This window comes from Sporosarcina saromensis (genome assembly GCF_054901285.1).
Window position 1 is genome coordinate 201,671 of record NZ_CM142738.1, and the last position, 26,570, is coordinate 228,240.

24 protein-coding genes are annotated in these 26,570 nt (G+C 48.1%); 2 read left to right on the top strand and 22 right to left on the bottom strand.

Annotated features, from left to right (window positions below):
* Nucleotides 1-86: 86 nt before the first annotated feature.
* Both ACVHUV_RS00825 and ACVHUV_RS00830 read right to left on the bottom strand, forming a co-directional pair.
* Complete coding sequence (locus ACVHUV_RS00825) at nucleotides 87-944, bottom strand: class II fructose-bisphosphate aldolase (RefSeq protein WP_317944532.1); 858 nt, start codon at nucleotides 942-944, stop codon at nucleotides 87-89.
* A 130-nt stretch (nucleotides 945-1,074) separates the two neighbouring features.
* Nucleotides 1,075-1,443, bottom strand: a complete 369-nt coding sequence (locus ACVHUV_RS00830; protein ID WP_317944534.1) for a response regulator — start codon at nucleotides 1,441-1,443, stop codon at nucleotides 1,075-1,077.
* Nucleotides 1,444-1,621: 178 nt separating this feature from the next.
* Here ACVHUV_RS00830 and ACVHUV_RS00835 point away from each other — a divergent pair, with 178 nt between their 5' ends.
* Complete coding sequence (locus ACVHUV_RS00835; RefSeq protein ID WP_462085791.1) at nucleotides 1,622-2,140, top strand: DUF2529 family protein; 519 nt, start codon at nucleotides 1,622-1,624, stop codon at nucleotides 2,138-2,140.
* A gap of 420 nt (nucleotides 2,141-2,560) precedes the next feature.
* Here the strand turns inward: ACVHUV_RS00835 and pyrG are convergent, their stop codons facing one another.
* The 9 genes from pyrG to ACVHUV_RS00880 all read right to left on the bottom strand — a co-directional run bounded on the left by pyrG (nucleotide 2,561) and on the right by ACVHUV_RS00880 (nucleotide 16,376).
* On the bottom strand, nucleotides 2,561-4,174 hold the full coding sequence (gene pyrG, locus ACVHUV_RS00840; RefSeq protein ID WP_462085792.1) for a CTP synthase: 1,614 nt from the start codon (nucleotides 4,172-4,174) through the stop codon (nucleotides 2,561-2,563).
* 170 nt (nucleotides 4,175-4,344) lie between these two features.
* Entirely contained in the window at nucleotides 4,345-4,914 is a 570-nt protein-coding gene (rpoE, locus tag ACVHUV_RS00845; protein ID WP_462085793.1) for a DNA-directed RNA polymerase subunit delta, read from the bottom strand.
* 481 nt (nucleotides 4,915-5,395) lie between these two features.
* Nucleotides 5,396-8,653, bottom strand: coding sequence for a fused isobutyryl-CoA mutase/GTPase IcmF (icmF, locus tag ACVHUV_RS00850; RefSeq protein WP_462085794.1), 3,258 nt, complete (start codon nucleotides 8,651-8,653; stop codon nucleotides 5,396-5,398).
* Nucleotides 8,654-8,688: 35 nt separating this feature from the next.
* On the bottom strand, nucleotides 8,689-9,315 hold the full coding sequence (locus ACVHUV_RS00855; RefSeq protein WP_317944546.1) for a TetR/AcrR family transcriptional regulator: 627 nt from the start codon (nucleotides 9,313-9,315) through the stop codon (nucleotides 8,689-8,691).
* A 13-nt stretch (nucleotides 9,316-9,328) separates the two neighbouring features.
* Complete coding sequence (locus ACVHUV_RS00860) at nucleotides 9,329-10,468, bottom strand: acyl-CoA dehydrogenase (RefSeq protein WP_462085795.1); 1,140 nt, start codon at nucleotides 10,466-10,468, stop codon at nucleotides 9,329-9,331.
* 27 nt (nucleotides 10,469-10,495) lie between these two features.
* Complete coding sequence (locus tag ACVHUV_RS00865) at nucleotides 10,496-11,632, bottom strand: acyl-CoA dehydrogenase (protein ID WP_462085796.1); 1,137 nt, start codon at nucleotides 11,630-11,632, stop codon at nucleotides 10,496-10,498.
* 249 nt (nucleotides 11,633-11,881) lie between these two features.
* Complete coding sequence (locus tag ACVHUV_RS00870; protein ID WP_462085797.1) at nucleotides 11,882-12,733, bottom strand: 3-hydroxybutyryl-CoA dehydrogenase; 852 nt, start codon at nucleotides 12,731-12,733, stop codon at nucleotides 11,882-11,884.
* A 27-nt stretch (nucleotides 12,734-12,760) separates the two neighbouring features.
* Nucleotides 12,761-13,948, bottom strand: coding sequence for an acetyl-CoA C-acetyltransferase (gene mmgA / locus ACVHUV_RS00875; RefSeq protein ID WP_462085798.1), 1,188 nt, complete (start codon nucleotides 13,946-13,948; stop codon nucleotides 12,761-12,763).
* 277 nt (nucleotides 13,949-14,225) lie between these two features.
* On the bottom strand, nucleotides 14,226-16,376 hold the full coding sequence (locus ACVHUV_RS00880; RefSeq protein ID WP_462085799.1) for a (Fe-S)-binding protein: 2,151 nt from the start codon (nucleotides 16,374-16,376) through the stop codon (nucleotides 14,226-14,228).
* 356 nt (nucleotides 16,377-16,732) lie between these two features.
* Here ACVHUV_RS00880 and ACVHUV_RS00885 point away from each other — a divergent pair, with 356 nt between their 5' ends.
* Entirely contained in the window at nucleotides 16,733-17,008 is a 276-nt protein-coding gene (locus tag ACVHUV_RS00885) for a hypothetical protein (protein ID WP_462085800.1), read from the top strand.
* Nucleotides 17,009-17,239: 231 nt separating this feature from the next.
* Here ACVHUV_RS00885 and ACVHUV_RS00890 read toward each other — a convergent pair whose 3' ends face one another.
* The 11 genes from ACVHUV_RS00890 to ACVHUV_RS00940 all read right to left on the bottom strand — a co-directional run bounded on the left by ACVHUV_RS00890 (nucleotide 17,240) and on the right by ACVHUV_RS00940 (nucleotide 26,570).
* On the bottom strand, nucleotides 17,240-18,061 hold the full coding sequence (locus tag ACVHUV_RS00890; protein WP_462085801.1) for a hypothetical protein: 822 nt from the start codon (nucleotides 18,059-18,061) through the stop codon (nucleotides 17,240-17,242).
* Nucleotides 18,058-18,543 carry an ECF transporter S component gene (locus ACVHUV_RS00895; RefSeq protein ID WP_462085802.1) on the bottom strand — a complete coding sequence of 162 codons (486 nt, stop codon included), beginning with the start codon at nucleotides 18,541-18,543 and terminating at the stop codon, nucleotides 18,058-18,060. Before ACVHUV_RS00895 ends, ACVHUV_RS00890 begins: the two co-directional genes overlap by 4 nt.
* Nucleotide 18,544: 1 nt before the next feature.
* A complete protein-coding gene (locus ACVHUV_RS00900; protein ID WP_462085803.1) occupies nucleotides 18,545-19,126 on the bottom strand; it encodes a cob(I)yrinic acid a,c-diamide adenosyltransferase in 582 nt (193 codons plus the stop codon).
* On the bottom strand, nucleotides 19,123-19,530 hold the full coding sequence (locus ACVHUV_RS00905) for a bifunctional adenosylcobinamide kinase/adenosylcobinamide-phosphate guanylyltransferase (RefSeq protein ID WP_462085804.1): 408 nt from the start codon (nucleotides 19,528-19,530) through the stop codon (nucleotides 19,123-19,125). Before ACVHUV_RS00905 ends, ACVHUV_RS00900 begins: the two co-directional genes overlap by 4 nt.
* Nucleotides 19,446-20,081: a histidine phosphatase family protein gene (locus ACVHUV_RS00910; protein ID WP_462085805.1), complete on the bottom strand. Its 636-nt coding sequence runs from the start codon at nucleotides 20,079-20,081 to the stop codon at nucleotides 19,446-19,448. Before ACVHUV_RS00910 ends, ACVHUV_RS00905 begins: the two co-directional genes overlap by 85 nt.
* A complete protein-coding gene (cobS, locus tag ACVHUV_RS00915; protein ID WP_462085806.1) occupies nucleotides 20,054-20,818 on the bottom strand; it encodes an adenosylcobinamide-GDP ribazoletransferase in 765 nt (254 codons plus the stop codon). Before cobS ends, ACVHUV_RS00910 begins: the two co-directional genes overlap by 28 nt.
* On the bottom strand, nucleotides 20,815-21,642 hold the full coding sequence (locus ACVHUV_RS00920; protein WP_462085807.1) for a cobyric acid synthase: 828 nt from the start codon (nucleotides 21,640-21,642) through the stop codon (nucleotides 20,815-20,817). Before ACVHUV_RS00920 ends, cobS begins: the two co-directional genes overlap by 4 nt.
* The gene (locus tag ACVHUV_RS00925; RefSeq protein WP_462085808.1) at nucleotides 21,639-22,226 is read right to left on the bottom strand and encodes a bifunctional adenosylcobinamide kinase/adenosylcobinamide-phosphate guanylyltransferase; all 588 of its coding nucleotides are present in this window, start codon (nucleotides 22,224-22,226) and stop codon (nucleotides 21,639-21,641) included. Before ACVHUV_RS00925 ends, ACVHUV_RS00920 begins: the two co-directional genes overlap by 4 nt.
* 846 nt (nucleotides 22,227-23,072) lie before the next feature.
* A complete protein-coding gene (cobD, locus tag ACVHUV_RS00930; protein WP_462085809.1) occupies nucleotides 23,073-24,158 on the bottom strand; it encodes a threonine-phosphate decarboxylase CobD in 1,086 nt (361 codons plus the stop codon).
* Complete coding sequence (cbiB, locus tag ACVHUV_RS00935; RefSeq protein ID WP_462085810.1) at nucleotides 24,145-25,104, bottom strand: adenosylcobinamide-phosphate synthase CbiB; 960 nt, start codon at nucleotides 25,102-25,104, stop codon at nucleotides 24,145-24,147. Before cbiB ends, cobD begins: the two co-directional genes overlap by 14 nt.
* On the bottom strand, nucleotides 25,101-26,570 hold the full coding sequence (locus ACVHUV_RS00940; RefSeq protein WP_462085811.1) for an adenosylcobinamide amidohydrolase: 1,470 nt from the start codon (nucleotides 26,568-26,570) through the stop codon (nucleotides 25,101-25,103). The genes cbiB and ACVHUV_RS00940 overlap by 4 nt, the downstream gene beginning before the upstream one ends.

Genomic DNA, 26,570 nt, shown 5'->3' on the forward strand with positions numbered 1-26,570 from the left:
CTCCTTCATGAATGGAAAGAAGGAGAATGCACCGATGATTCGATGCCTCTCCTCTTTTCGGACAACGTTTCTGTTCGAAAAAGCGATTATGCTTTACCTGAGCTACCAAATTCACGCATTTTACCAATGACTGTCTTTTTAATTGCTTCGCGCATTGGCGTCAAATACTTGCGTGGATCGTATACGTTCGGATCTGCGTTCAACGTTTCACGAACCGCTTTCGTTCCTTCGATTTGGTTTTCAGTGTTGACGTTGATTTTTGCTGTTCCTAATGAGATGGAACGTTGGATATCTTTCGTTGGAATCCCTGTTCCGCCGTGAAGAACGAGTGGAAGGTCAGACTGACTAGAGATGATTTCCATCTCTTCAAACCCTAAGTTCGGCTCGCCTTTGTAAGGGCCATGAACGGATCCAAGTGCAGGTGCTAAGCAATCAATGCCTGTGTTGTCGACAAGTTCTTTACACTCTGCAGGATCTGCGTAAATGACGCCTTCTGCGACAACATCGTCTTCTTGTCCACCGACAACGCCCAATTCCGCTTCTACAGAAACACCTTTTGCATGTGCATATTCCACAACTTTTTTCGTAATTTCAATGTTTTCTGCGAGTGGTTTGGATGAAGCGTCAATCATGACAGACGTGAATCCTGCGTCAATCGCTTCTTTACATTTTTCAAAGCTTGATCCGTGGTCAAGGTGAATGGCTACCGGCACGGTAATTTTATAATCATGCATGAGTCCTTTTACCATATTGACGACAGTTGTGAAACCGCCCATATAACGACCTGCACCTTCAGAGACACCAAGGATGACAGGTGAATTTTCTTCTTGCGCAGCTTGTAAAATCGCTTGCGTATATTCTAAGTTATTTAAGTTAAATTGCCCAATTGCATATCCTTCTTGCTTACCTTTAATCATCATTTCTTTCATTGAAACAAGTGCCATGAAAAAATCCTCCTCTGGATTGTTGAGATGAATTGATTTATCACTATGTTATTTACCTCTTTTATCATAACAAAAACAGACAGTATTTACTACTGTCTGGCTGTCCGTCAAGCATATTCACATTTTCATGCTAACGAGTTGTTTTGTTAATTGTTTCGAGGACTGCATCGCGCACTTCATAAATGTTGAACGGTTTCGTAAAGTACCTGATGGCTCCATGTTCCATTGCGTCTTTCGTTAAATCGATTTCACCATATGCCGTCATCATGATTACAGGAATCTCCGGCCAGTCTTTTTTTATACGTTTTAGCACTTCTACCCCATCGATGCCCGGCATTTTCATATCCAACAAAACACAATCCGGTTGTACTTCTGCTACCGATTGCATTGCTTCGGCACCATTCGCGGCCAACCTCGTTGCAAACCCTTCTTTCGTGAATACTTCGTTCAATAGAAGACGTATTCCGGTTTGGTCGTCTACAATTAGCAAGGTCTTCAATTGGCCCCACCCCTTTGTAATGATATATCCCTTATATATATTTAATTATACATAAATCGCGGATATCCTTCTTTTTTCTCTCGTTATTGTAAGATAACTTCCAAGATTTTAGTTTGCACCGTCTAATTTGGTTTTATTTTCGATAAAAATTATAATGAATTACGAGGTGATTGAACAGATGAAAATATTGACGACACAAACCGGCGGACTTCTACAACGGGCTGGTTCTAATAATGAAGAAGCCATTGAAGAAACTGCACGGTTATTGGCGCAGGCAACAATTGGACAAGGTCGAGTCATTTTTGCAGGTTTTGATGAAATGCAGGGCGTCGCATTGAATGCCACTTATGGTGCAGAGCCATTTAAAGGGGCAATTCCATATGAACAAGGAATGGTCATTCAATCTGCAGATCGGATTTGGCTATTTGCGCGATCCGCTTCGGATGAACGTGCACTGCAATTGGCTAGAGAGCTCGCTGAACAATTCATTCCATTCGCTGTTGTTGCGGGTGAAAAGGCAGTTGAAGGGAATGAATTAGCGGAGTTGGCGTATACGTATATGGCTACTGGATTAGTGAAAGGAATCTTGCCAGCGGATGATGGATCAAGAATCGTCCAGCCCCATTTGCTCGTTGCTTTGTTTTTGTATGAAGCGGTGAAGATGGCGTATGATGAGATGATTTTTGAAGAGGATTGAGTAGGTTTATGCGGTGTTTCGAGGAGTTATGCGGCGTTCGCGTGATTTATGCGGAGTTTTGAGGAGTTATGCGGCATTCGCGTGATTTATGCGTAGTTTTGAGGAGTTATGCGGCGAACGGAAGAGTTATGCGGCGTTCTACTGTGTTATGCGGCATTGTGATCCGCGGGAGAGATTTTGTAAGGGAATGCGCTTGTCGCGCTGGATGCCTTTGACACATTAACGGTTTTGTTATCTTGCAATAATATGCTGAAGGAATGTCTTGTGTTCAGATAATGGATGTTCCTTTAGATTGAGTTATACTTATCTATCCTAGTTTTACCGCATTTTTGAAGATAAAAGACTTGATGAAAAAACAAGATTGATGTAAGAAAAAAAACGGCACCGCCCTCACATTTGTTGGGCGGTGCCGTTTCTGTTTTACGCTTTTTGTGCTTCGAGTGATGCGCGAATAAATTCGCGGATTAGTGGTTGTGGGCGCGTTGGGCGTGACGAAAATTGTGGTTGGAATTGTGTGCCCATGAAGAATGGGTGATCGTTCAATTCGATGATTTCCACGAGGTGTCCGTCTGGGCTTTCGCCTGCTACGACCATGCCTGCGCTCTCGAAACGCTCACGGAAAATGTTATTAAATTCGAAACGGTGGCGGTGGCGCTCGTACACAAGCTCATCGTTATAAGCTGCTTGTGCTTTCGTGCCTTCGTTTAACTTACATGGGTGAGCACCTAGGCGCATATCGCCACTTGGTTGATCAACGCCGGCATGCGTTTCAAAATCATGATTGTTTTCAATGATTTGGTTTTCCGTTTCGCTGTCGAATTCAACAGAGTGCGCGTCTTGAATGCCAAGGACGTTACGTGCGAATTCCACAGCTGCTAGTTGCATACCTAGACCGATTCCGAAGAATGGAATGTTGTTTGTACGCGCATAACGCACTGCTTCCATTTTCCCTTCGATTCCGCGATCGCCAAATCCGCCTGGAACGAAGATTCCGTCTGCATCTTTTAAGGTTGCTTCAACATTTTCGCTCGTCACTTCTTCTGAATTAATCCAATCGAATTCGATATCCGTATCAAATTCATACCCTGCATGGCGGAACGCTTCAACTGCAGAAATGTAAGCATCTTGTAATTCTACGTATTTCCCAACAAGCGCAATTTTTACTTTGCGTGTTAAGTGGCTTACACGGTTAACAAGTTCCTGGATTTCCGTTAAGTCTGCTTCTTTTGTTTCAAGTCCTAGGAAATCCACTACAATCTTGTCCATGTTTTGTGCATGCAAACGAATCGGCACTTCGTATAATGTTTCTACGTCAAGCGCTTCAATGACTTCTTCCGGCTTGATGTTACAGAACAATGCAATTTTGTCTTTCATTTCTTGCGGCACTGGATATTCGCTTCGAACGACGATCATGTTCGGTTGGATACCAAGGCTACGTAATTCTTTCACACTATGCTGTGTCGGTTTTGTTTTCATTTCCCCTGCAGCATGAAGGTATGGGATGAGCGTATTGTGGATGTACATGACATCGTTTCTGCCAAGATCTGTTTTCATTTGACGGATTGCTTCGAGGTACGGTAGGGATTCGATATCTCCTACGCTACCGCCGATTTCCGTAATGACGACATCTGCATTTGTTTCTTGACCCGCACGTTTGATGAGGCTTTTGATTTCATTCGTAATATGTGGGATAACTTGGACAGTTGCACCTTTATAGTCGCCGCGGCGCTCTTTTCTTAACACAGAGGAATATACTTTCCCCATCGTGACGTTGGAGTATTTGTTACATTTAATGTCGATGAATCGCTCGTAGTGACCGATATCGAGGTCTGTTTCAGCACCATCTTCCGTCACGAATACTTCACCGTGTTGGTAAGGACTCATCATACGTGGATCAAGGTTAATGTACGGGTCAAACTTTTGGTTCGTTACTTGGAGGCCTCTACTTTTTAATAGTCTGCCGAGTGATGCGGCATTGATGCCTTTCCCTAAAGATGAAACAACTCCGCCTGTTACAAAGATATATTTTGTCATGTGTAGCTCCTCCTTTTTGTTAGGGGTCGATCATGTAAATGAAAATCAAAAAAAGCGCTCCACTGTAGTCTATCTACAAGAGGAGCGCTTATACACGGATTCATGTGTCCTTTTTCAAGGAGCCCAAACAGTATCTTAAATCCTTGGACGCTCGAAGTCAAGTGGAAATGTTAAAGAATGTCTTCTTCCTCTTCTTCATCTTCCTCATCTTCGTCTTCATCATCTATATCCAGTTCATCGTCAGGTACGATTTCAAGCCCGTCTTCATCATCTTCGACAAGGTCTTCGTCGATTTCAAGGATGTCTTCTTCCTCGTCGTCTTCTTCATCCTCATCGTCATCAAGTTCGTCGAATTCTTCGTCGAACAACTCATCTTCATCAAGAAGTTCTTCTTCTTCGTCTTCCTCTTCGTCATCGTCATCGTAAGCCTTTTTCTTTTTCTTCTTACGAACTTTAACGACAGGAGCCGTTTCTTCCTCGATCTGGTCAACCGGGTACCATTCACGTAGTCCCCAACGGTTGTCATGAATCGCAAGGAATCTTCCATCGATATTCATATCTGTGTAAAATTGCAGAAGCTTGTCCTGTATTTGTTGTTCTGTCATGCCTGTCAGCTCGCGAATTTCAGTTAGTAATTGCTCGAGCGTCAAAGCTTCATGTCTGTCTGTTAATATGGCATAAGCGATGTCAATCATTGATTCTTCAAGGAGTTCTTCCTTCGTCAATTCATTAAGTTTCATCATACGCACATCCTTTCTCTGAACAAAAGCATACTTATCATTATATACAATGAAGTGCCTATTATGCTACCATCTTTTACTCTTCTTGACACGTTGAAATTCTTTGATGCTCAGATACCCAAGGTAAACGGATGCTAGCATGAAGGGAATTGCCCCTAAACCTGCGCCATACAGGAAAAACACGAGGGCGAGAAGCACTGCAATAATTAGTATATGGTGATACAGCTTCATCTCCCCACCCCTTTTTCATCATTATGTCCATTATACGTTTGACCAACCATTAAAATCCACTCGCAACACGCTAAAGTCCCTTGATTTTTTTTGCGGCCAGTTCGTGTTCAGACAATCTCAACGAAGCAAGCGCGTTAATTGTTCTCGTACCCTATCCGCCCTTGATAAAACATGTCCTTTCCCGTTTATTCAAAAACGAGCAGGCATGAGAAAAACGCTCTCTTGTAAGATGAAGAGCGTTTCTCTGATTTTACATATTTCTACGGTATTGGCCGCCCACTTCGTAAAGCGCATGAGTGATTTGGCCGAGACTTGCCACTTTAACTGTTTCCATCAATTCTGCAAAAATGTTACCACCCGTAACCGCCACTTCTTGTAATTTCCGAAGGGCTTCCGCCGAAGCGTCGCTATGTTTGGATTGGAAAGCGCGTAAATTCGTAATTTGCGTTTCTTTCTCTTCTTGTGTCGCACGTGCAATTTCCATATTGTCAATGTCTTCTTCTGAAGGCGGGTTCGGGTTCAAGTACGTGTTCACACCGATAATCGGCAGTTCACCCGAATGCTTCTTCATTTCATAATGCATTGATTCCTCTTGGATTTTGCCCCGTTGGTATTGCGTTTCCATCGAACCTAATACACCGCCACGGTCATTCAATTTATCGAATTCCTGTAGGACGGACTCTTCGACAAGGTCCGTCAGTTCTTCGATAATGAATGAACCTTGAATCGGATTTTCATTCTTCGATAAGCCGTGCTCTTTCGTAATGATCATCTGAATCGCCATTGCACGGCGTACTGATTCTTCCGTCGGTGTCGTAATCGCTTCGTCATAGGCATTCGTATGGAGCGAATTACAGTTGTCTTGCAACGCCATGAGTGCTTGCAGCGTCGTGCGGATGTCATTGAAGTCGATTTCTTGCGCGTGCAAGCTGCGTCCGGACGTTTGGACGTGGTACTTCAATTTCTGACTCCGTTCGTTCGCACCGTATTTCTCCCGCATTGCAACCGCCCATATGCGGCGAGCAACACGTCCGATGACCGTATATTCTGGATCGAGACCATTGGAGAAGAAGAAGGACAGATTCGGTGCAAAGTCATCGATGTTCATCCCACGGCTCAAATAATATTCAACATACGTGAAGCCGTTTGCCAGTGTGAACGCGAGCTGTGAAATCGGATTGGCACCTGCTTCTGCAATATGGTACCCCGAAATTGAAACCGAATAATAGTTCCGCACTTTTTTGTCGATGAAATATTGCTGGATATCGCCCATCATCCGAAGCGCAAATTCCGTTGAGAAGATGCACGTATTTTGTCCTTGGTCTTCTTTTAGAATATCCGCTTGCACGGTACCACGGACGACTTCTAACGTTGCATCACGCACTTCGGTAAATTCTTCAACTGTGAGGACACGACCGAGTTCTTCCTCTTTCAACTTCACTTGTTGGTCAACAGCTGTGTTCATGAACATCGCCAAAATGATCGGTGCCGGTCCATTGATCGTCATCGAAACCGACGTCGACGGCGCACATAAGTCAAAGCCGTGGTATAGTTTTTTCATATCGTCAAGGGTACAAATGCTGACGCCTGATTCCCCGACTTTCCCGTAAATATCCGGGCGTTCATCCGGGTCTTCCCCGTACAACGTCACGGAGTCAAACGCAGTCGATAACCGTTTTGCATCATCATCTTTCGATAAATAATGGAAGCGTCGATTCGTTCTTTCAGGCGTTCCTTCCCCAGCGAATTGACGTTTTGGATCTTCCCCTACCCGCTTGAACGGGAATACACCCGCCGTGTACGGGAACGAACCTGGCACGTTTTCTTTATACACCCAGCGTAAGATTTCGCCGTAATCCTTGAAATTCGGCAATGACACTTTCGGGATTTTCAAACCGGATAAACTTGTCGTCGTTAGCAGCGTCCGAATTTCTTTGTCACGGATTTTCGTGACAAATTCATCGCCCGCATACGACTCTTTCAACGTAGCCCAGTTATTCAGAATCCGCTTCGATTCGGCAGACAGTTCTTCACGCACACCATCGGCAAGTGATTGAAGTGATGCAATCAGTGCGTCGTCCATCCCTTTTTCCTGAACCGCCTCCATTGCACCTTCCAGTTGGAATAAACGACGGGCAAGTTCCACTTGTTGGGTCGATTTCTTATGGTAATCGCGGATTGTACTCGCGATTTCACGTAAGTAATGTGTCCGGTCATTTGGGATGATGACGTTCTGTTTTTGTGTTTTTACGAAATCCGTATAGGACGTTTCCCAGTCTAGCCCACATTTTTCATTCAACTTGGCAACGAGCGCAGCGAATAAGGAGTTCGTTCCTTTGTCGTTGAATTGGCTCGCTATTGTCCCGTAGACAGGCATTTTATCCAAGTCTTGATCGAACAATAGATGGCTGCGCTGGTACTGTTTTTGCACTTGGCTTCGGGCATCTTCAGAACCTTTGCGCTCGAATTTATTAATGACGATCAAGTCTGCAAAGTCAATCATGTCGATTTTCTCAAGCTGTGTCGGCGCACCGAACTCGCTCGTCATGACGTACATGGATACATCGGACACTTCCGTAATTTCTGCATCCCCTTGCCCGATCCCACTCGTTTCAACGATAATCAAGTCAAACCCAGCCGTTTTCACGACGTCAAGTACGTCTTTGATCGCACCCGACAGTTCGGACCGTGATCCTCTTGTTGCAAGACTGCGCATGAACACACGCTCGTTAAAAATGGCGTTCATCCGGATCCGGTCGCCAAGTAACGCTCCGCCCGTCTTTTGCTTCGTCGGATCAATGGATAGTATCGCGACTTTTTTGTCAGGCAGCTCCCGGAGGAAACGGCGGATTAATTCATCCGTAAGGGAACTTTTCCCCGCGCCCCCTGTACCGGTAATTCCGAGAACAGGTGTGTTTTTGGTCATCTTTCTTGCTTGCTCAATGAGTGCCTTCGCTTGTGGATCGTCTTCGTTATGCTTTTCTTCTGCATAGGTGATCAAGTTGGCAAGCACTTCCGGACATTCGGTGCTCACCTTCTCCAAGTTTGCCATTTCATCTTCCGCTTCTGTGAGGTAATCACATTCCTCTACCATGCGGTTAATCATCCCTTGAAGCCCTAGTTTACGTCCGTCTTCCGGTGAGAAAATCCAGGCGATCCCGTAATCATGCAGTTCTTTAATTTCCTTCGGTAAGATGACGCCGCCACCACCGCCGTAAATGCGAATGTGCGGAGCCCCTCTTTCTTGTAGCAAGTCGTACATGTATTTGAAGTATTCGACGTGTCCGCCTTGGTAGGAAGAAATCGCAATCCCTTGGACGTCTTCTTGGATCGCCGCATTGACGACTTCCTCGACAGATCGGTTATGCCCTAAGTGAATCACTTCTGCGCCGGTCGATTGTAAAATACGGCGCATGATGTTAATGGACGCATCGTGTCCGTCGAACAAGCTGGATGCTGTGACGAATCGAACGTGATGCTTCGGTTTATAAATTTCAATTGTAGCCATCTATCACTCACCCCTTCTGTTTAAAGAACGACAACTTACGAACTTTTCACAATCCCATTCAATAACTGGTCCGTTTGAAGCGTGATGAACGCATCGATTGAATACTGACTTTGAATCGCCCATCTTCTAAACGCCCACATTTGCCCTTGGATGACGACATGGTGCGCCGCGATGTCGACCGCCTCTTCCGTAATGCGCAGTTCCCCTGACTTCACGCATGCATGGATGAGCCGTTTAAAGAGCGACACCATTTCCATCTCTTTTTTCAGCACATATTGCAAGGCGTCTTTTGGCAATGACTTCGACTCTTGGTACATGACGACAAATTCGTCGGACATGTCGTCGATCAGATGGAAATACGTGTCGATCGCACTCCGTAACCCTTCGACATTGCCTTCTTGGTCCATCGACGTCGATAAGCGGCTTTGCACTTCATTGTAAATACTGTCACAAACAAGATAGAGAACATCCTCTTTCGTCCGGATATATTCATAGAGTGTGCCAATGCTGAAGCCTGCCGCTTTCGCAATTTCTCTCGTCGTTGCACGGTGAAATCCTTTTTCCTTAAATAGCTTCACCGCACCATCGATAATTTGTTCACGTCTTTTTTCAATTAAGTTCTCATCTTTGACGGATGATTGGACTTCGCGTTTGAACTGCATGTTGCACCCCCGATTATTTCGTTAACATACGGGAGATGACGAGTCGTTGGATTTCTTGTGTACCTTCATAGATTTGCGTAATTTTCGCATCGCGCATGAAACGCTCGACCGGATAATCTTTCGTGTAGCCGTAGCCGCCATACACTTGCACGGCTTCTGTCGTCACATTCATCGCTGTATCACCGGCCATCAACTTCGCCATTGCGGACGCTTTTCCATACGGTAAGTTGTTCGACTCGAGCCACGCCGCTTGGTACGTCAACAGACGAGAAGCTTCCGTCGCTGTCGCCATGTCCGCAAGCTTAAAACCGACGCCTTGATTGGCCGCAATCGGTTTGCCGAATTGCACACGCTCTTTCGCATAGTCCGTCGCCGCGTCGAGTGCACCTTGCGCAATTCCAACAGCTTGTGCTGCGATGCCATTACGTCCACCATCCAACGTTTTCATTGCGATAATGAAACCTTCGCCTTCTGCCCCTAACAGATTTTCTTTCGGAACACGGCAATTGTCAAACATGATTTCCGTTGTCGGTGAAGAACGGATGCCGAGTTTCTTTTCTTTTTTACCGACCGAGAATCCTGGGAAATCCTTTTCGACGATGAACGCACTCGTTCCTTTATGCTTGGAATCCGGATCTGTGACTGCGAACACGATGTAAATGTCTGCAATTCCGCCGTTTGTAATGAAAATCTTGGAGCCGTTGAGCACATATGCATCGCCATCGAGTTTTGCTGTTGTCCGCATACCACCTGCATCAGACCCTGAACCTGGTTCCGTCAGACCGTAAGCACCGATTTTCGTTCCTTCCGCCATTGGACGGAGGTATTTCTGCTTCTGTTCTTCTGTGCCATATTTATATACCGGCCAGCCAGCGAGGGACGTATGTGCGGATAACGTAACCCCCGTCGATGCGCAAACCCTTGACAATTCTTCGACTGCAATGACATACGCCAAATAATCGCTGCCGATTCCGCCGTATTCTTCCGGCCAAGGAATACCTGTCAACCCAAGCTCCGCCATCTTCTCGAAAATCTCCCTATCAAAACGTTCCTCTTCATCCCGTTCAGCCGCGGTAGGCGCGACTTCTTTTACCGCAAAATCGCGCACCATTTTACGAATCATTTCATGTTCTTCAGAAAGGTTAAAATTCATGTCATTTCCTCCTTGGGGTATGTAGACTTATTGCATCAACTGTTTGCTAATGACGATGCGTTGGATTTCACTTGTACCTTCGTAAATTTGTGTCACTTTCGCGTCTCGGAAATAGCGTTCTACCGGATAGTCTTCCGTATAGCCGTAGCCTCCGAATACTTGAACAGCTTCAATCGCGTTATCCATCGCCGCTTGGGACGCAAACAGTTTTGCCATTGAAGCTTCTTTGCCACACGGCTTCCCTTCTGCTCGAAGTTGTGCCGCCCGGTAAACAAGCAATTTGGCCGCCTCTGTCGCAGTTGCCATATCGGCTAATTTGAAGCCTATGCCTTGATTGACTGCAATCGGTTTTCCGAATTGAACACGCTCTTTTGCATACTCGGTCGCCGCTTCGAGTGCGGCTTCCGCAATGCCGAGTGATTGGGCTGCAATTCCGATGCGGCCGACGTCCAGATTCGCCATCGCGATTTTAAACCCTTCCCCTTCTTCACCGAGACGGTTGTTCGCGGGCACTTGCATATCTTCAAATGTCAATTGCACCGTTCGCGATCCGTGAAGACCCATCTTTTCCTCATCTTTTCCAATAATGAGTCCAGGTGTGTCTTTATCGACGATGAACGCTGTAATGCCGTATGTCCCTTGCGAAGGGTCGGTCGATGCAAAGACGATGTACACGTCTGCTTCCCCACCGTTTGTAATGAACATTTTGGAGCCGTTGAGGACATAATGATCGCCTTTGTTGACCGCTTTTGTTTTCAATGATCCTGCATCAGAACCTGACGATGCTTCGGTCAGGCAGAAGGCGCCGATGTACTCGCCGGTCGCCATTTTCGGAAGGTATTTGGCTTTCTGCTCTTCATTCCCGAAATACATGATCGGGTTCGTGCCGACGGAAGTGTGGACAGAAAGGATGACCCCCATAACTGCGCTCACTTTCGACAGCTCGTGAATCGCGATAATATACGACGTGAAATCCATGTCGGAGCCACCGTATTTTTCGGGGACGGTAATCCCCATTAGCCCGAGTTCCCCCATCTTCTTTAAGATGTCGCGTGGAAATTCTCCCGCTTCCATCCGTGGAATAAAAGGCTCGATTTCCGCCTTGGCGAAATCTTTCACCATCGTACGCATCATCTGTTGTTCTTCGGTGAACTGTAAATCCATATGATTAACCCCTTTGCTTGATGTGGTGACCTTCTAAACTGTAAATCCCTCCTGATTCCCCACTGAGGAAATTTCTAGCTAAAACTATGTGTAGCGTGAAGTGGCGTAGTTATCGATCATGTAGATGTTGTTATCGATTGGATAAACGTTTTTATCAATCGCATAGGCGAAGTTATCAATCGGATAAACAGAGTTATCGATCAGATAGCGAAAGTTATCGCCATTTCATGACCTTCTACCTACCTCAAATCAGTCGTATGTGTAAAAACCGCGTCCGGATTTTTTGCCGAGCCACCCTGCGTTGACGTATTTCCGTAGCAACGGGCATGGGCGGTATTTCGAGTCGCCGAATCCTTCGTGCAACGTTTCCATAATGTAGAGACACGTGTCGAGTCCAATGAAATCTGCAAGTTGCAACGGCCCCATCGGATGGTTCATACCAAGTTTCATCACTTCGTCGATTGCTTCTTTCGTTGCGACGCCTTCGTACAAGGTGTATACCGCTTCATTAATCATCGGCATGAGGACGCGGTTTGCAACGAATCCTGGATAGTCGTTCACTTCGACTGGTGTTTTTGAAAGCTTGTGCGTCATCGCTTCAACCGCCTCATACACTTCGTCTGATGTTGCAAGGCCTCGGATAATTTCGACGAGCTTCATGACCGGCACAGGATTCATGTAGTGCATGCCGATGACTTGTTCTGGACGTTTTGTGGCGGCTGCAATTTCCGTAATTGGCAACGACGAGGTGTTCGTCGCAAGGATAGCGTGCTTCGATGCGATGCCGTCCAGTTTTGCAAAGATTGACTTTTTCACATCCATGTTTTCGACAGCCGCTTCGATGACAATGTCAACGTCCGCTGCGTCTGCTAAATCGAGTGACTTTGTAATTCTGTTGAGCACTGCTGTTTTGTCGTCTTCCGTCATCCGTCCTTTGTCGACGTTGCGCGCAAGGTTTTTCGTAATGACGGCAAGGCCTTTTGCATAAGATTCCTCTTTAATGTCGTTCAGTTTTACGTCAAATCCAGCTTGGGCACATACTTGTGCAATGCCGCCACCCATTTGCCCTGCACCGATGACCATTACTTTTTGTATATTCATGAGACCATTCCCTCCGTCTTCGTTTCTTTATTTCACTTCAATCATGACCGCGTCGCCTTGGCCCCCGCCTGAACAGATTGAAGCGATTCCGATTCCGCCGCCGCGACGTTTCAGTTCATAAGCAAGTGTCAAAATGATGCGCGCACCACTTGCACCAATCGGGTGACCAAGTGCAATTGCACCACCGTTGACGTTCACTTTCTCTGGATCCAGCCCTGCGATTTGCGAACTTGCGAGAGCGACTGCTGCGAACGCTTCGTTTATTTCAAACAGATCGATGTCTTCTAACGACTTCCCTGTCTTTTTCAATAGTTCCGTAATGACGAGTCCTGGCGTCTGCGGGAAGTTTTCCGGCTCGACTGCGACTTCGGCATGACCGATAATCGTTGCTAATGGCGTCTTTCCTTCTTTAGCGGCCCGCTTTTCTTTCATGAGCACCAATGCACATGCCCCGTCATTGACACCTGGCGCATTGCCTGCTGTAATGGTGCCGTCTTTCCCAAATGCTGGACGCAATTTTGCAAGTGATTCGAGCGAAGTATCCCGTCGAGGGGCTTCGTCCGTTTCGACGATGAGCGCGTCCCCTTTCCGTTGGGGGATCTCGACTGTGACGATTTCGTCTTTGAATTTCCCTTCATCCATTGCAGCGAGTGCCCGTTCATGGCTGCGCAACGCCCACTCGTCTTGCTGTTCACGTGTTAATGAAAATTTGTCCGCTGTTGCGTTGCCGTACGTTCCCATATGGACACGGTCAGGTGAAAATGAACAAGAAAGGCCGTCATAGATCATGCCGTCCACTAATTGTGTATCGCCCATCTTCAATCCGAAGCGACCTTTCGGCAAATAGTACGGTGCATTCGACATGGATTCCATGCCCCCCGCAACGATCACTTCTTCGTCACCAAGTCGGATGAGCTGGTCAGCGAGTGTGACGGAACGCATGCCCGACGCACATACTTTGTTAACCGTTTCCGTTTTCACTGACCAAGGAAGCCCTGCTTTTGTCGCCGCTTGCCTGGACGGAATTTGCCCCTGTCCTGCTTGAAGAACCGTTCCGACAATGACTTCGTCCACTTCATTCGCATCCACACCTGCTCGTTGAAGCGCTTCTTTTATGGCAATGCCCCCAAGATCACTTGCCGATTTAGTCGATAAAACCCCACCAAGTTTGCCAAACGGCGTACGTGCTCCGTCCACTATGACTGTTCGATGCATGCTAATTCCTCCCATTCTCCATGATAACGTTTACATTTATGTGCTCACCATACGACTGAACGCTCGCTCGGTAACACATTGAAAGAAAAGGGAGTGCACTGACTCCCTGGAACGTATAGACAAAGCCGGGTTAAAACTTTGTCTATGCACTTATTGATGAAATTTGTCATGTATAGAAAATACTCGTTCACAAGAAACTCGTAATCTTGTAAACTCCTTAATTTTCTTAATTATATCGCTGTTCAGCGAATCACGCAATGAAAGGTGATTGTTTCTGTTATTTCGATGCTGCTTCTTCGGCCTCTTCCACTGGTGCTTGGCGCTCTTCACCGAAGATGGAACGTTCTAACAGTTCGGCGATATCATACGTGCCGACTTTCTCTTCCACTTCAATCGCTTTTGTACCGTCAGAAAGCATTGTTAAGCAGTACGGACAACCGGATGAAATGATGCCCGGGCTGACTTCCATCGCTTGTTCGGTACGTGCAACGTTGATGCGATGGCCTGTGTCTTCTTCCATCCACATGAGCCCGCCACCTGCTCCGCAACACATGCCGTCTTGGCGATTCCGTTTCATCTCGACAAGATTGACGCCTGGAATGGCTTTCAGAATTTCCCTTGGTGCATCGTAGACGTCATTGTATCGGCCCAAATAGCACGAATCGTGGAACGTGATCGTTTCGTTAATTTCATGAACCGGGTTCAATTTGCCTTGTGATACAAGGTCAAACAACATTTCGGTATGATGCAGAACTTCCGCTTTGAAGCCGAAATCCGGGTATTCATTTTTGAAAATGTTGTACGCATGCGGGTCGATCGTGACAATCTTTGTAACCCCTGCTTTTTCAAATTCCGCAATATTCGCCGTCGCAAGTTCTTGGAAAAGGAATTCGTTCCCTAAACGACGTGGCGTGTCTCCGGAGTTCTTTTCTTTATTGCCAAGAATCGCGAACTTGATGCCCGCTTCGTTCATAAGCCGTGCGAATGAAAGAGCGATTTTTTGCGAACGGTTATCGAAAGCTCCCATGGAACCGACCCAGAACAGATACTCAAACTCTTCGTCTGTTTTCTTCAATTCCTTCACTGTCGGAATGTGCAGTTCCGGACTAGCGTCACGCCAGTTTTCCTTCTCTTTTCGGTTCAGCCCCCACGGATTCCCTTGACGCTCGATGTTCGTCATCGCACGTTGTGCATCCGCATCCATTTTCCCTTCTGTCATGACAAGGTAGCGGCGTAAGTCGATGATTTTATCGACGTGTTCATTCATAACCGGACACTGGTCTTCACAGTTTCGGCACGTCGTACACGCCCAAATCTCCTCTTCCGTGATGACATCGCCGATGAGTGACGGATTGTAGATATCATCCATCGTCGCTCCTTCAAGTCCAGCGGCTAGTGCGATTTGATTCCCTTTTGTGTTTTTAAAGGCAAACGTAGGCACCCAAGGTTGTTTCTTTGTCACGAGTGCACCTGTATTCGTCAAGTTATCACGGAGTTTTGTAATTAAGTCCATCGGTGACAACATTTTACCTGTCCCGGTTGCTGGACACATATTTGTGCAACGACCACACTCCACGCACGCATAGAAGTCGATCATTTGCTTTTGCGTGAAATCCGTAATTTTGCCGACACCGAGTGCTGGCATTTCATCTTCATCTTCGACTTCCTCTAATGCTTCAAAGTCGATTGGTGAAAGTTTTCCCCTACGATCAAAGCGCATCATGTACGTATTGATCGGCCCAGCGATTAAGTGCGCATGTTTTGATTGCGGCACGTAGACGAGGAACGTTAGTAACGTGAGTAGATGCACCCACCATGCGATGAAGAAGACGACTGCCGCAGCGGTCGGCGACATGAAGCTGAAAACGCTTGCAATTGCAGACGCCATTGGCTCGGTCCAAGTCGTTTCATGCCCATGCCAGATCATGTTCATCCCGTTCGATACAAGGGTTGACACCATGAGTAAACCGATGAAAATCAACACAAGCCCCGATTTCCATCCTCGTTTCAAGCGGACCAGTTTTTCGACGTATCGGCGATGGAACGCCCATACGACTGCGATGAGAATCATGAAAACGACGATTTCCTGGAAGAATGTGAACGCACCATAGAGCGGCCCTAACGGTAAATGTGACTCCGGCTTCAATCCTTTCCAGATGAGGTCGATTGCCCCAAGTTGGACGAGCAAGAAGCCATAGAAGAACATGACGTGAATGATTCCACTTTTCTTATCCTTCAATAACTTTTTCTGCCCAAACACATTCACCCAAACTTCTTGTAAGCGGCGCGAAACATTGTTATCAAACTCTTCTTTTCTCCCCAATTTCACAAACTCTACACGCGTCCTAATTAAATACGTGAATAATGCCAATCCATACGCCACGACAGCTAAGAACAACACCCAGTTGGCGACTAATAATGCATTCATTGTCATTTCGCTCCTTCCCTAATTGCTACGATTATGAATAGTGTAGTAGATTTTAAATACTATGTCGATGTTCTACTTCCTAGTCTATGATATGAATGAGCATTCAGTCAACGGATTTTTTTATTTTGCTATACTTTTTGGACGGTTTTGCGATTTGTTGTTATATGCGGGGATTTGTGGAGTTATGCTGCGTTTCGTGGCATTATGCGGCGATTGGCGGAGTTATGCGGCGTTTTGGGCAAGTTTGCCGCGTTTCGGAGAAGTATGAGTTGTTTGGGGCAAGTATGCCGCGTTTGGCGGGATTATGCGGTTTTCCAGAGAGTTATGCCGCGATTCGCCTGATCTAGGTGGTTTTCTTGGAATCGCGGGGAGTTTTTGTTGGTGGAGTTGATGTCGCGCTGCATGCTTTTGACAAACTAAAAGGTTTTATTTGCGGGCTGGATATGCGGCGATTGGTGGAGTTATGCGGAGTTTTAGGCAAGTTTGCCGCGTTTTGGGCAAGTTTGCCGCGTTTGGCGGGTTTATGCGGTGTTCCAGAGAGTTATGCCGCGATTCGCCGGATTCTAGGTGGTTTTCTTGGAATCGCGGGGAGTTTTTGTTGGAGCAGTTGCTGTCGCGCTGAATGCTTTTGACAAACTAAAAGGTTTTATTTGCGGGCTGGATATGCGGCGATTTTTGGATTTATGTGGCGTTTTGGGCAAGTTTGCCGCGTTTGGCGGGTTTATGCGGCGTTCCAGAGAGTTATGCCGCGATTCGCCTGATTCTAGGTGGTTTTCTTGAGACCGCGGGGAGTTTTTGTTGGTGGATTTGCTGTCGCGCTGCATGCTTCTGAAAAAGAAACGCGCACGATGTTGTGCGCGTTGTTAGCGTATGTGGAGTTTATGGAGTGCGCCGTTGAAATGCTGTTGGGCTTGGTTGCGTTTTGTGCGCGGTACACCAACGATAACTGTTGTGGATGGGCCGGCGGAAGTATGGAGATCCAATGTGGATTGAAGTTCTATGGTTGGATCATTCGTTAACTTCCTGAATTCCTTGAGAATGCCTGACGAGCCGACTGGCCACATTCGTTGGACGAATCCACGATGCATTGCTTCTTTGATGATGCGTAGCGAAGCGATTTCAGATTGGTTTTCGAGGACGGCCGCCCCGACAAGCGGTTTGCCGTAGGCGTACCATTCCAATTGTGAATCGTGATAATGATTGAATTTCTGTTTATTTAGGATTTCTTGATCTCTACATTGTTGATCTTTACATTCTTGATCTTTTAGGTCAATCGCATTCTCTGTTATTGTTCGCTGATGATTCTGTTCTGCGACCTCTTCGCTCACCTTTTCAGCTTCAGCTTTTCGTTTGCCGATAATGGTCACCGCCATGGCGGATTGCAGCAATTCCATATTCGTTTCCGTACTGCCGCTAATTGTCGGAACCGGACAATTTGCATCTGTGAACAGTTGTGTAACGCCATTGACGTAGGCTTTCCAGCTAGCAGGGCCACTGAAATTGTGGAGAAGCACAGCTAGCGGTTCTGCGTTGGCCGCCCATTGCTCCAGTAACGCGACACGTGTGGCGAAGTAGGCGGTCACTTCGTCAGGCACATTTACAACGTCTTCCGCTTTTTCGCCGATGCCGCCTGAATTGTCGGTCGTAACAATTAGACCATCGACTAGGTGAAGGGCGTTTCTCATTTCGACAACCTCAACCGGCCTTTTGCCACTTTCGCGAGGGCTGGCTGGACCGTAATGACGACGGCTGCATTCAGCACTGTCGCTAGGAAGATCGATGGCAACGCCGCTACAAAGAAGGCAGGAGACACGATGAAATAAAACGGAATGAGTGCTAGCACACCGTTCGCCACGATGAAGAACACCCATTTCCAAACTTTGCTACCTGCTCTGTGCATGCGGGAAAATACATAAAGGATGATGAACATTTCAATCGCGATGACCACATGCAGGGGTCCTAGTGGAAAGCCCGCATACATGGCGGAGGCGAGATGCCCGGTCATGGAGGCGAATCCGACGAACACGGGCGGCAAGAAAGATGCCGCCAGCAACGCAGGCACTGTGTCGAGTGCGAGTGAGCCGATGCCGGACGGGATTTTTATGTAGCCGCCGATGACGCAGAGGGCGGCGAATAGTGCGGTGAGTGTCAGTTTTCTAAGGTGCATGTCAGTCCTCTTTCTTTTTGTCCGTTCGGAAGACTTTGGCGCTACGGACATATTCGTTGTCTGGTACACCGAGGCGTGCATTGACGATACGTGCTGCGACGAAGAAGTAGTCGGAAAGACGGTTCAAATATTTTTGAACGGTGGCCGGGACATCTTCTTCCGCTTTCATAAGGGTGACTGTCAAGCGTTCCGCGCGACGTGTGATCGTCCGTGCGATATGCAACGTTCCGGAAGCCGGTGATCCGCCAGGCAAGATGAATTTTTCAAGTGGCGGCGCTTCTTCCATTAGGGCATCAATCCGCTTTTCAAGCACTTCAATCGGTTCATCGGAAAGTTTGTAGTGGCGCTCTTTCATGACGTTCGCCAAGTCGCCGCCCCCATCAAACAGTTCGTTTTGGATGGCTTCTAAGTCTTCAAGTAAATCTGCGAATTTCTCATCGTCAAGTTCCGTCATCGCTTTTCCGACAAAGGAATTCAGTTCGTCCATCGTGCCATACGCTTCGACGCGCAAGCTGTCTTTATCGACGCGACCTCCGATTAAACTCGTTTTCCCTTTGTCACCTGTACGTGTGTAAATTTTCATATGCGTTCTCCCCTTTTCTTGATTGTTTGTGGTATGCCGTACCAAATTCTCGTTACTTCATCTGCGCGGGCGAATAATTGCTGGTACAGCCGGCCGCACGTATCGCGCAATGCACGTAGTTTCGCGTCCATTGGCACGATGCCTCGCCCGAAATCGGTGAGGATGAACAGCGTATTGCGTCCTTCAACAGCCGATAAAATGTGGTCAATCGCTTGTGGTTCTGGCAAATTCGTCCGTGCAAGCCACTTTTCAATGTGCTCAATTACAACGATGCCTGTTGGGTGCCAGTCCCCGAAACAATTCTCCGTATTCTCACAATTCATCCATTGGTGTGCCGTGTTGGCGAGCTGTTGTTGGACGTAGGTACGTTTGCCGTTGTGGGCACCTCCGATAATGATGTGCATCGTCCGCCCTCCTTCATCGTTGTTTCGTTTGCCCACTCGAATTTCCATAGGGAGCCGTGCGGGATATGCCAAGACCAGAAATCGGCTGGTTCAGGTGAAAATCGATTGAGTGCAATCCGGATTGGTCCGCCATGTGTGACGACGAGGGAGTCGTTTGGCAACTCGTTTAACGCAGCCATCAAACGCTTTTCAACGTTCTCAAGCCCCTCCCCGCCTCTTGGTGCATATTGTACCGGATTATCGAGCCAATTTCGGTAGTCCTTATCTTGTTCAAGGTCGGCATACGTTTTTCCTTCAAAATCGCCAAAATGACATTCACGAAAACGGCGATCTTCGTGGAAAATGGCATGCGGCAAGAAGATGTTTGCGCTTTGTCGCGCTCTTCGCAAGTCGCTCCCGTAGACGATGTTCTGTTGCATACTTGACAGTCGAAATGTTTCTGGTTCAGTAATCGGTTCAATCGGTTCGTCTGTCCAACCGATATACTTTTTCGCTCGGTTTCCCGCTGTCGGCAAATGACGTATCAAATACAAAGTATGAGGACGAGCCATAATAACGCCTCCGTTCCTTCAATGAATGCCCCGCATAAATCTCCCGTCACCCCACCGAATTGCTTGTAGGTCCAGTGTTGATAGATCACCATTGTACCGGCCAACACGATGGCGAATGCTACTGGGATGACAAGTGACTGAACCGCGATGCCAAGCGCTATGAGTGAAAGAAGTGCCATACTCCCTGACGTCGAAATGACCGTGCTTGTCGCTAATTTCTCCTTGAAGAAATGGGCAATTCCTTTTTCCTTTGCAAGGCGTGTCGTTGTAAAGTACACATTCATGCCGGCACGCGAGAGAAGCGGGATAGCTATCATAACTGCCAGCAAATGTGGTGCGCGGAGCAGCAGTTCGTACACCAATGCCACTTTCCCGACGATGAGCAGAATGAGCGCCATCGTCCCGAACGCGCCGATACGCGGATCGTCCATAATTTCCATGCGTCGCTCCTTGTCGCGATACGAAAAAAACGCATCGCTCGCGTCCGCGAAACCGTCCATATGCAGGCCCCCTGTCAGCGCAATGCCGACTAAAACAATTAGGAACGAGGCGAGCAGCGGACTGATCCCGACGCCTTCGGTGAGCAGTACGGCTGTGCCGTATAGGATAAGCCCGATGAGTGCGCCTATGAGCGGGAGTGCGCTGTACATGCGGGTGACGTCTTGCTGTTCCATCGGCAAGTTTTTCCGGATCGGAATGGCTGTGAAAAATTGTAGCGCCAGTAGAAATCCTGTCATTTCGGTTCTCCGATGAGCGATTGGATGAACGGCCAATCGACGTGCGCTTTGACGTGCGCGGCCCATGCGTCGTACACATCGATGCCAGCTGGGGCTTTTGACGTTTCGCGATCGACATCCTCCTCTTCGATGCCATGGTTCATCATATGCGGGAGCACCCCGACGACGCGAATGCCGGTGTGCTGTTCGATGAACGTTACGCCCTCTTGGAATAGCGCGACGTCTCCGTGGAATTTATTGATGAGAATTCCTTTGACGCGTGCGCGGTGTGCCGGTTCCAACAAGGCAAGCGTGCCGACGATGGAAGCGATGGCGCCCCCTCGATCGATGTCTGCGACGAGTAGCACGGGTACATCCGCTATGTCCGCGACGCGCATGTTGACGATTTCACGGTCATTCAAATTCACTTCCGCCGGACTGCCCGCCCCTTCGATAACGAGAACGTCAAACCGGTCAGCGAGCGTTTGCAGAGAGGACTTGATCGTTTCGATAGCTCGGTTGAAAAAACGCTCGCGATACGCCATACCATCGACCGTTTCAAAAAGTTCCCCGAGGAAACGGACTTCGGATTGCATGTTCCCGAGCGGTTTCAGCAAAATCGGGTTCATCTCAACAATCGGTTCCGTCCTCGCCGCCTCCGCCTGCAAAAATTGTGCGCGGCTCATCTCTTTGCCGTCTTTCGTTTTTTCGGAGAATCGCGACATGTTTTGCGATTTGAATGGGGCTACCCGCATGCCTTCATCGGCAAACAGCCTGCATAATGCGGTGCAGATCATCGTCTTACCGACATCTGAAGCCGTTCCCATTACCATAATGCCTTTCATCGGGTCGTCACCTGCCCTTCTTTTTTCCAGTAAAACGGCAAACCATAGTCCATTTCAATCGCATCGTCTGCCATGCGGACAAGTTGTTGGTGCAGGTAGCCGATCCACTTGCTGTATTGTTGTGTTTCTGTAAACGGAGATGGAAGTTCGTCGAGCACTTCGTTGGAAACGATGGTGAAGTGTGCTGCTCGTTCTCTTATTTGCCGGACTGTCTCAAGTAGTTGTTCGGCTTTTTTCTCCATACAACCTGGTACGTGGATACAAAACGTATCTGCTCGTTCTTCGTACATTTCGTTCGCAAGCCACGTTGTTAAACAGTCCCACAAAACAAAGTCGTTCGGTTGAATGAATGGAAGCACGTTTTCCAGGGAGACGGGCTGTTCAATCGTGGACCATTGTTGGTCCGCTCGGTCGTGTTGATGTTGCTCAATACGTGCTTGCATTTCCTTGTCGACAGCTCTTCCTGAAGCAATGTAGACGAGCCGTCCCCCTGCAACACGCGCGCTTGCAACGAGCTGTTTTTCCGCAAACGCGCTTTTCCCACTCCGCACGCCACCGCTGATGAATGTCAACTGCCCACGCACTCAATCCCCTCCGTTTCTATGTATGGCGTATTTTTATATGTATTTGTAAATTCTAGCCCCGCTTACTAGGAGTGCATCTTTTTTTCAGTAGTAAAACACCGCATACTTCGTAAGATTGCGGCATAACTTTCTCAAACTCCTCATATTGGCATGAAACTCCGCATAACTCTGCAGATTGCCGCATACTTGCCCAGAACTCCGCATAACTAGACGAATCGCTGCATTTCCCGTTTACAATTCCAAACCCTTTATTTGTCAAAGGCATTCTAGCGCGACGCATGCCTTCCAATGTTGACTACTTCCCGCGAATCTAGTTTATTTTTATACCAATCAGATATTTGAAGAGCATCGTTTACTGCTTGAAGGATAACCGCATAGTTTTGTAAAACGGCGCATAGTTGCTCAGAACTCCGCATAACTCTGCAAAACGCGGCATACTTGCTCAGAACTCCGCATATCGCTGCAAAACGCCGCATACTTGCCCAGAACTCCGCATAACTAGACGGATCGCCGCATATCCCGCTCACAATTTCCAAACCCTTTATTGGTTAAGAGCATTGCTAGCGCGACGTATGCCTTCCAATGTTGACTACTTCCCGCGAATCTAGTTTATTTCTATACCAATCAGAAATTTGAAGAGCATCGTTTTCTGTTTGTAGGAAAGCCGCATAGTTTTGTAAAACGGCGCATAGTTGCTCAGAACTCCGCATATCGCTGCAAAACGCCGCATACTTACCCAAAACTCCGCATAACTAGAGTAATCGCCGCATATCCCGCTCACAAATTCCAAACCCTTTATTGGTGAAGAGCATTGCTAGCGCGAACTAGCGCAGTCGTACTCAGCGACTATTCGCGATTCCGGGCAAACCAATCTGTTAGTTCGCGTTGCAATAGCGCCATATCCGCTGCACGTTTCATGCCTACTCTCAGCCAGCGTCCATCCATACCATGGAAGTTTTCAGAGTGGCGGAGGACGATGCCACGAGTGAGCAGGTCTTTATAGAGTTTGCGTGCATCTAGACCTGCTGCCGGTTTGAAGGAGAGAAAGTTGGCTTGTGCGTCAGTGACGGTGCAAGCGTGTTGTTCCAAAAATTTCTGTAGTTGTTGACGTTGTTCAGCGGCATGCTCGATCGCTCTTGCTCGGTACGCTTCTTCGTGCAGGCATTGTGCGCCGATTGCAGCGGCGATGCCGTTGACGTTCCAATGGGGGGCGATTGCTTGTAACGCCTTAATCACATCCGGGTTTGCGATGGCGTACCCAAGGCGAATGCCCGGGATGGCGTACATTTTCGTCATGGAGCGGACGACGATGACGTGCGGGAAATCTTGCACGTTCGGGATGAATGATTTTTCTTCATCTACGAAGTCGATGAACGCTTCGTCTAGGATGACTTCGCAACCGGCTTCTCCTGCTTGCACGATGAGTGATAGGAGTTCTTCCCGGGACGGCAAGATGCCTGTCGGGTTGTTCGGCGTGCACAAATACAATGCAGCTGCGTTCGGAAGTTTTTCTATGATAGCTGCTACGGGCAGTTTGAAACCGTCTTGTTCTGTAGCGAGAACACGTATCGGTTCTACGCCTTTTGCCCGCAACGTCGCTTCGTATTCGGAGAATGTCGGATGGACGACGATTGCCCGTTTGCCGCGGTATCGTTCAGCCAAGAGCGATAAGAGCTCTGCTGCACCGTTTCCTGCGATGACAGCAGCAGGAGAAACGTGATGGTACGCTGCCACTTCCGACAAGAACGGTTCGCCGGATGGATCAGGATAGGTAGGAATCGTCGACAAGAGCGCCGGCCACATCTCGATCACGTTTTTCGGCGGTCCTTCCGGATTGCAGTTTTCACTGAAATCAACGGTTCGCTTAGGTGGCTCGATGCCTAATCGCTTATAGACATGGTGCGGGTTTGCGCCGTGTTCAGGTAATTGCATGTATGATCACTCCAATGGCTGTCAGTAACATCCAACATACAAACGATACAATGTGCATGTGGACAATGGTCGATTGGATATCGGGTGCAGTGAGCTTCCGGTGGCCAGGACCAATTTGAGGACGTTCAGAAACGACGCCTCGATATGTACTTTTCCCGCCTAACGTGACACCGAGTTGCCAAGCGGTGGCTGCTTCTAAATAGCCGCTGTTCGGACTTGGATGACGTTTAGCATCTTGCCACCAACCGGCGAACCGTTGACGGAACGGGATGCCCCCTTCGTTCGGTGTCGTCAGTAAGATGAGCAACCCTGTAATTCTTGCGGGAATGAAATTCAGCACGTCATCGGCACGCGCTGAAAACTTGCCGAATTCATGGTAGCGGTCGTCTTTATACCCAACCATCGAATCGAGTGTGTTAACCGTTTTATACAACCAGATGCCTGGCGCACCAAACAGGAATGCCCAAAATAATGGTGCTGTCACTCCATCTGATGTGTTTTCTGAGACCGTTTCAATGGCTCCGCGGGCAATGTCGCTTTCTTGTAGCGCTGCTGTATCGCGGCCGACAATCCAACTTAGTTTCGTTCTTGCTTCTTGCATATCGCCAGCGATCAAAGGCTTGTACACTTCCGTCGCTGCATCCCGTAAACTTTTCTGGGCAAGACCAATGGCAATAAGGACGGCTTCAACGGCGATGCCTACTGCAATATGCGTTTGATAGGCGATCGTTACAATTGCCAGAACGATGCCCGTCACGATAACGATCATCATGAGCAGCAATCCCGCGCCTTTTAGTATGCGGGCACGTCCTTTGTTTAAGACCGCGGTTAGTTTAGTAATTAACGTGCCGATCCAACGTATTGGATGTGGCCAGTTCGGGGGGTCCCCAATGAGGCGGTCAAGGAGGAACCCGATCGCGATTGCAACAAAATGGGTTTGAATCATGTGTGCCAACCTTTCGCTTGTTTGTAGGCTTTGATGGCGCGGACGGTGCAATCGTAGACGCCGTGGCCAATCAGTTTGCCGAGGGGCGTGATAGGGCCCGCATATGGCAACGATTCGCCTTCTTGTGTGGCGGCGACGAGTAGGCTGTCGGTCGATGTGCCAGTTGCGATTGTGCCGGTTAATGGGTCGGTGATCGCTTCGGTTTGGAGCGCTTTCGTTTTCGCTTCCGTCGCTGTGATCATCGCTTGGATGAACGCCTCTTCGGATAAGTGACCGTTGACGATGATCCATGTGTTGATGGTGCCGATGCGTTCCGGCCGGTCCCGGTAAAGAGCTTGCGACACATCGACTGCGTTTCCGACGCCAGCAGTGACCATGATGAGGACGGTGCCGAAGTCTCCTTTATATTCACCAACTTCTGCGTGTTCGGTCGTGACCGCCGTCATCATGCCAACGGTTTCTGTCAGGTGGTAGCCACGTTGTTGAAGATAGGCTTCGTTTTCCGCTTTGACATTGTCGATATTGTAGTCGGCGTCGACGTGACGGTTGACGAATGCGCGGTACCAGCCTGTGCCGGCGTTATGGACGGCGGATGAGACGGTTTTTAACGGCTTGTCGGTGCGCAGTCCGACGTGGTCCGCTGAAATGGTAATTTGTTCTTTCTTGACAATGAACGGTTTCGTATCCATTGTATCAGGCAACAACGTCATTTGCGGTTTCGGGAGCTCCGGGTGCGGCTGTGTCTTGATGCGCGCGTTGTAGACGGAGCCGATGATCGTTTCTTGAATGACGTCTTGCGGATCACCGATTGCTGAGATAGTCCCTTTGTCCATAAGGAGCAAACGGTCGCAATATAATGATGCGAGGTTGACGTCGTGGAAAACGGAGATGACGGTCACCCCTTTTTCGACGGCGTGTTTTCGAATTGTATCGAGTAATTGCTGTTGGTGTGCGATGTCGAGATGGTTGGTCGGCTCATCCAGTAAGAGGATGGGTGCTTGCTGGGCGAGTGCTTGTGCGACGAAAACCCGTTGTTGCTCGCCGCCTGACAATAGCTCGATCGGCGTATGTTCATAGCGTGTTATGCCTGTGTACGCCATCGCTTCTTGGACGGCTGTTTCATCCGTTTCCGACCAGGTGGAAAAGAGACCGGACTGATGCGGGTACCGGCCAAGGGAGACGGTGTCTTTTACGGTATGGGAAAAGGCGTGCGCATGGAGCTGTGGCAAGACAGCCACTTTCCGCGCAAATTCTTTTTGGGAATAAACCGCAGCGTCTTGCCCGTCGATACGGACGGTGCCTGTCAGTTTCGGCAAAATGCCTGAAATAATTTTGAGCAACGTCGATTTCCCGCTGCCATTTGGCCCAAGGATGCCGAGCACTTCCCCTTTTGCCACTTGGAATGATACATCGCGGACAACTGGCTCTTTGCCATAGCCGCCTGAAAGGTTGTTCACTTGCAGCAT

Excerpts from the sequence above, each read along its gene's own strand:
- ACVHUV_RS00825 (WP_317944532.1), bottom strand. The coding sequence starts at position 944 with ATGGCACTTGTTTCAATGAAAGAAATGATGATTAAAGGTAAGCAAGAA.
- ACVHUV_RS00835 (WP_462085791.1), top strand. The coding sequence starts at position 1,622 with ATGAAAATATTGACGACACAAACCGGCGGACTTCTACAACGGGCTGGT.
- pyrG (WP_462085792.1), bottom strand. The coding sequence starts at position 4,174 with ATGACAAAATATATCTTTGTAACAGGCGGAGTTGTTTCATCTTTAGGG.
- rpoE (WP_462085793.1), bottom strand. The coding sequence starts at position 4,914 with ATGAAACTTAATGAATTGACGAAGGAAGAACTCCTTGAAGAATCAATG.
- icmF (WP_462085794.1), bottom strand. The coding sequence starts at position 8,653 with ATGGCTACAATTGAAATTTATAAACCGAAGCATCACGTTCGATTCGTC.
- ACVHUV_RS00855 (WP_317944546.1), bottom strand. The coding sequence starts at position 9,315 with ATGCAGTTCAAACGCGAAGTCCAATCATCCGTCAAAGATGAGAACTTA.
- ACVHUV_RS00860 (WP_462085795.1), bottom strand. The coding sequence starts at position 10,468 with ATGAATTTTAACCTTTCTGAAGAACATGAAATGATTCGTAAAATGGTG.
- ACVHUV_RS00865 (WP_462085796.1), bottom strand. The coding sequence starts at position 11,632 with ATGGATTTACAGTTCACCGAAGAACAACAGATGATGCGTACGATGGTG.
- ACVHUV_RS00870 (WP_462085797.1), bottom strand. The coding sequence starts at position 12,733 with ATGAATATACAAAAAGTAATGGTCATCGGTGCAGGGCAAATGGGTGGC.
- mmgA (WP_462085798.1), bottom strand. The coding sequence starts at position 13,948 with ATGCATCGAACAGTCATAGTGGACGGAGCACGTACGCCGTTTGGCAAA.
- ACVHUV_RS00880 (WP_462085799.1), bottom strand. The coding sequence starts at position 16,376 with ATGAATGCATTATTAGTCGCCAACTGGGTGTTGTTCTTAGCTGTCGTG.
- ACVHUV_RS00890 (WP_462085801.1), bottom strand. The coding sequence starts at position 18,061 with ATGAGAAACGCCCTTCACCTAGTCGATGGTCTAATTGTTACGACCGAC.
- ACVHUV_RS00895 (WP_462085802.1), bottom strand. The coding sequence starts at position 18,543 with ATGCACCTTAGAAAACTGACACTCACCGCACTATTCGCCGCCCTCTGC.
- ACVHUV_RS00900 (WP_462085803.1), bottom strand. The coding sequence starts at position 19,126 with ATGAAAATTTACACACGTACAGGTGACAAAGGGAAAACGAGTTTAATC.
- ACVHUV_RS00905 (WP_462085804.1), bottom strand. The coding sequence starts at position 19,530 with ATGCACATCATTATCGGAGGTGCCCACAACGGCAAACGTACCTACGTC.
- ACVHUV_RS00910 (WP_462085805.1), bottom strand. The coding sequence starts at position 20,081 with ATGGCTCGTCCTCATACTTTGTATTTGATACGTCATTTGCCGACAGCG.
- cobS (WP_462085806.1), bottom strand. The coding sequence starts at position 20,818 with ATGACAGGATTTCTACTGGCGCTACAATTTTTCACAGCCATTCCGATC.
- ACVHUV_RS00920 (WP_462085807.1), bottom strand. The coding sequence starts at position 21,642 with ATGAAAGGCATTATGGTAATGGGAACGGCTTCAGATGTCGGTAAGACG.
- cobD (WP_462085809.1), bottom strand. The coding sequence starts at position 24,158 with ATGCAATTACCTGAACACGGCGCAAACCCGCACCATGTCTATAAGCGA.
- cbiB (WP_462085810.1), bottom strand. The coding sequence starts at position 25,104 with ATGATTCAAACCCATTTTGTTGCAATCGCGATCGGGTTCCTCCTTGAC.
- ACVHUV_RS00940 (WP_462085811.1), bottom strand. The coding sequence starts at position 26,570 with ATGCTGCAAGTGAACAACCTTTCAGGCGGCTATGGCAAAGAGCCAGTT.